The organism is Chamaesiphon polymorphus CCALA 037, from assembly GCF_003003845.1.
GTDB lineage: Bacteria > Cyanobacteriota > Cyanobacteriia > Cyanobacteriales > Chamaesiphonaceae > Chamaesiphon > Chamaesiphon polymorphus.
The window spans coordinates 1-4,486 of sequence record NZ_PVWO01000475.1; the positions used below are offsets into that span (position 1 = coordinate 1).

The following is a 4,486-nucleotide window of genomic DNA, read 5'->3' on the forward strand; positions in this document are numbered from 1 at the left end:
CCTTGGCTCTGAGTAGCTGAATTAGTAGCTGTAACTGCTTTCCAACCTGGATTTTAGCCTTTATTCCGCAACCCCTAATTAAAGCCAGCAATACTCACTCGACTTTGCTCGCCACATCCACCGTTTAAACTCCAGCACACTCGATTATTCGATCGGCGGCGATAGTTGGCGATCGATCGGCTACGGCTCTGTTTGGAGACGCGAAGCTGAATGGTTATGGTGCCATGTTTCCCAAGACAGTTTATGCCAATTGGACTGTGACGATCGAGTCGATGTTGAGCTTAATTGGCATCGCGATGTTAACTGGGTTAGCCTTCGCGCGATTTTCCAACCCCACCGCGCGCGTGGCATTTAGCGATGTTGCCACGATCTCGCCACATGAATCGGTGCCCACTTTAAGTTTTCGGATGGCAAATCAGCGCAGCAATCAAATTCTAGAAGCACAACTCAAAGTGTTTTTACTGCGGGATGAGATGCCCTTAAACCTGACTGTCGAGCTATGGGAAAGCTCAAAATTCTCCAGTCGATCGGCGGCATAACGATCGAATAGCTTGCTGACGGTAATAGATTTAAGTGCAGCCGCTTTCTTGGCTTTGCGAGTGCAGTACTTGGCTAAAGTGGTATCGAAGTTGTTCGAGCGAATATCTGACTCGATACGTTTGAGTAGTGACTCAGCCAGCGGATAACAGATCGGGTTATTGCGATCCTTCAGACTGATGCGATCCGCTTTGCAGTCTACTTTCCAGCGAATGATGATGGACTTTCCCCTTGGTTCGATGTACATAAAAAAGTTGGGTGACATACCAGCCAAACCCACCAAAACAGCACCCTATTTTCAGGTACATATACGCAAAAATTCGGCTCTTAGGATGTGTTTGAGTCCTAAAAGCCTTACTCTGTGCTTACCTTTCAACCAGTGGACGTACGCCGACTCGAACGGCGGACCTCATCGATGTCAACGATGCAAGTCATTTTTTGGAAGTCTGACACAGAGAAGGTTTTAGCTTGTCTCATCTGTGATGTGGGGCGAAACGTGGGGCAGTACCCCATTTTCAGCCTTCACCAGTACACTTTTAAAACGCTATGGGACGATGGGTATATAAGTAAAAAATTTGTGTGTTTACATTTTAATGCTGGTTGAGCTGTTATGGCAGTTATGGGTGCAAATTGTTATTTTTCCGCTATTTGGGATCGTTCTCCTACAGGCGATCGATATATGCGTCGATGTCTTTGCGCTTAATCGGAACCATAAAGATAAATCCAATTATCTTTATCGAGTTCGATGGTACTCATAAGCTCTCTCCTAAATTATTGCTAATCCGATAAATTAACTCGATTGCCTACCTGGAGACAGACGACCTAGTTCTTCAGGATCGGTGTTAATCTTACCTGTTGTTGAGGATCGCTCGCTGGCGAGTTTTATCAATCGATCGCGACTAGCTACAACTAGGTCGATGGTAAATTTAAGGCGCATATCGCTCGTCCAACCTTCAGGTAATCGATCGAAAGTTGCTTCAATTGAGTCGCGCTCGATTCTCTTAATGCGATCGATCCAAAATCTTGCTGCTTCAGGTCTCAGTTCTAGTAAGCGATCGGTCAAACCATTCATGGTTAAAGTACCACCAATTTCACTTTGAATCGACGAGCGGCAATCGCCAGAGAAATCGGTCAGATCGATCGGTAATTTATCTTCGGGCATCCTCACCCCTAAGCTCAAACCGTGGTCGTAAGTAGGCAATAACTCTTTTCTACCATCGAGAAACTGCTGGATTCCCCAGTTTTTGGAGTGGCGATCTATGTTGCCGATCCAACTATCAAAGATAAGATACCCAGTAACTAGGTCGCTGGCTGTAGCGATTGGTTTTGGTGCATTCCAATTATTCGGTCGGATGACATTTTCTGCCGCAATCGTCGATAAGATTGTATCGACTGTGTACGGGTAATTTATACCGTATCTGTCTTCGAGTAAACTTTCACCCGCGCGTTCGATTGCTCCAGTTGCTAGAAAGTTAGGACTAGCAAGCATTTTTAGGCCGTCCGCTCGCTCTACCAGTTCGCAACCAGCCACGGGCAAACCGATGCGTTCGGCTAGGGTTGCCGTGACTTTTTCGACCCATGCGCCTCTGAGATCGGCTTTGACTAGGGATCTACCCAGGCTGGGCAGATCCTGCCAATATTTAGCGATCGCGCCTTCAGGATGAATTTCAAAATCTCGATCGCTAGGTACTGGAATCTGAACGACAGGAAATTTAGACACTCATCGCTACCTCTTGACTTGCCAGAGCAAAGCTGGGTGTCTCGTACAAGTTGGTTGAGGTATCGAATGAGATGATAATTTGTCCACCGCCAGAGCAATCTTTCTCGCCAATGTTGACGAGGTTGATGTTAGAAATTGTATTTTCCAATCGGCTAAAGTGCGGTGAGAATTCTCCCAATCTTCGCTCTTGTGCAGTGACGATCGGTGCTTCTGGAGGATTGGCAATTGCTTTAAATTGCGTGGATGAATTTAGGTTATTAGCGACTTCATTATCTACTTTCCACAATCCAAATTCATAAGTATACTGACCATCTTCATCTGGTTCGACGATCGGGCAGACAGTGAAAGGATCGCCGGAAAATTGCCCGCCAGTTCGACCGATGTACTCAAATAGATCGACGATCGGATATTGTAGATTGAGGGTTCTGGCATTACGCTCGTAGTCGGGTCTGATTAGAGGAGTTCTCTTCCTGAGCGTATAGGGTAAATCTGACAATTTACGGGCGGGTGCGAGTACTTCTTTCAAACCTGGATATCTAGCGATCGTTGGTGCTAATAGTTGGGTTGGTTCGGTTTTGTACCCGTCATTGGTGCGGACGGTGCGATACAGCGGTTCCCAGACTTTCTCGTCGGGTGGAATCCAACCTAAATAAACGCCAATTACTGGTTTCATCGCTTCTTCGGTGCTGGGTAAGGCTAACATCTTCATCTTAACAAGATCGAGCAGATCCTCAAGATCGCGGGGTCTATGTCTTTTAGCAAATATTAGTATTTTTGTTCTCCAATAAGTTGGAAATCTAATTTCTGGCGATCGAGATGAATACGTTTGCCATCTATAAGGCGAAAGCCCAGTTCTCCAAATTATTATCCCGCGTGGAACTGGAGGATCTGAAGCTATGGGGCTTGCCATCGTGCGAAAACTTAATGAGTAGGCTATTGCCGCGCTTTTCAATAGACAAAAATAGTCTTAAAAGCTTGTATCGAAGCTCGTGCGGCGGTAGCGGAGCTAAAACAGTGTGGTGAGTTGATTCCTAATCAGGCAATGTTAATTAACACTATCCCCGTACTTGAAGCCCAAGCCAGTTCTGAGATCGAGAATATTGTCACTACAGCCGATCGATTGTTCCAGTTTATCAATTCACCAGATGCTCAAATCGATGCTGCCACTAAAGAAGCATTGCGCTACGGCAATGCCTTATACTCCGGCTTTGAATCACTCAGTACCCGTCCGTTAACCAAACAGACAGCGATCGAAGTCTGCTCGACCATCAAGGGAGTAGATATGGAGATTCGGCGGGTTCCTGGTACCACACTGATTGAAGCCAATAGTGGGCGGGTGATTTATACACCACCTTCAGGAGAAACCATCCTGCATGAAAAATTGACTAACTGGGAAAAGTTTATTCATGAGGCGATCGAGTTCGATCCGTTGGTAAGACTAGCCGTGATGCACTACCAGTTTGAAGCAATTCATCCGTTTACAGATGGTAATGGACGGACGGGGCGGATTCTGAATATTCTGTTTTTGGTAGATTTGGGTTTGTTAGAGATTCCGGTGTTGTATCTCAGTCGATATATTATTCAGCACAAGCAAGATTACTATGATTATTTGAATCGGATTGCCACAGAGGGCGATTGGGAAAGTTGGATTCTGTTTATGCTTGATGCCATTCGGGAAACAGCACAGTGGACGACTCAAAAGATTCGGGCAATTCGCCAGTTAATGGAAATTACCACGGAATATGTCAAAGAAACCCGACCCAAAGTTTACGACCGCCTTGGTGGCGCGCTTCGCGTTCGCGATCTGCTCGATCTGATTTTTGTCCAACCTTATTGCCGGATTGCCAATGTAGTTGATGCAAATATCGCTCACCGCCAAACTGCGGCAAATTATCTCAAAGAACTCTGTGAAATTGGGGTGTTGAAAGAAACTAAAGTTGGACGTGAAAAACTATTCATCCATCCCCGTTTTTTGCAATTACTCACAGCAGAAAACCACACTGTAATTTCCTATTAAGAGATAAATTTAATCGATCGAGACAGAACCTTCCACCTTCAAACTGCGGGGGTAAGTTGTTGGAGTTTCCTATTTTCTGAAGTTGAGCTTCGATCGATCGAAATATTTATAATGGAGGTTTGTTATTTTTTAATTCGGCTCTTCATTACTTAGTATGCAAAACTAATAATTGTAATGCCAATTAAGCAGGCATCTATTTCTGAAGTTATCGA

3 protein-coding genes and 1 pseudogene are annotated in these 4,486 nt (G+C 45.2%); 2 read left to right on the forward strand and 2 right to left on the reverse strand.

All coding sequences use genetic code 11. From position 1 onward, the window contains the following. Window positions 1–212: 212 nt before the first annotated feature. A pseudogene (locus C7B77_RS24680) lies at window positions 213–476 on the forward strand (ion channel); the annotation flags it as partial. An 851-nt stretch (window positions 477–1,327) separates the two neighbouring features. Here the strand turns inward: C7B77_RS24680 and C7B77_RS24690 are convergent. Then, window positions 1,328–2,257, reverse strand: coding sequence for a HipA domain-containing protein (locus C7B77_RS24690; protein ID WP_106311175.1), 930 nt, complete (start codon window positions 2,255–2,257; stop codon window positions 1,328–1,330). Next, complete coding sequence (locus tag C7B77_RS24695) at window positions 2,250–2,966, reverse strand: hypothetical protein (protein WP_146138500.1); 717 nt, start codon at window positions 2,964–2,966, stop codon at window positions 2,250–2,252. The genes C7B77_RS24690 and C7B77_RS24695 overlap by 8 nt, the downstream gene beginning before the upstream one ends. 252 nt (window positions 2,967–3,218) lie before the next feature. Here C7B77_RS24695 and fic point away from each other — a divergent pair, with 252 nt between their 5' ends. Continuing rightward, a complete protein-coding gene (fic, locus tag C7B77_RS24700; protein WP_425430846.1) occupies window positions 3,219–4,274 on the forward strand; it encodes a protein adenylyltransferase Fic in 1,056 nt (351 codons plus the stop codon). The last annotated feature ends 212 nt before the right edge of the window (window positions 4,275–4,486 follow it).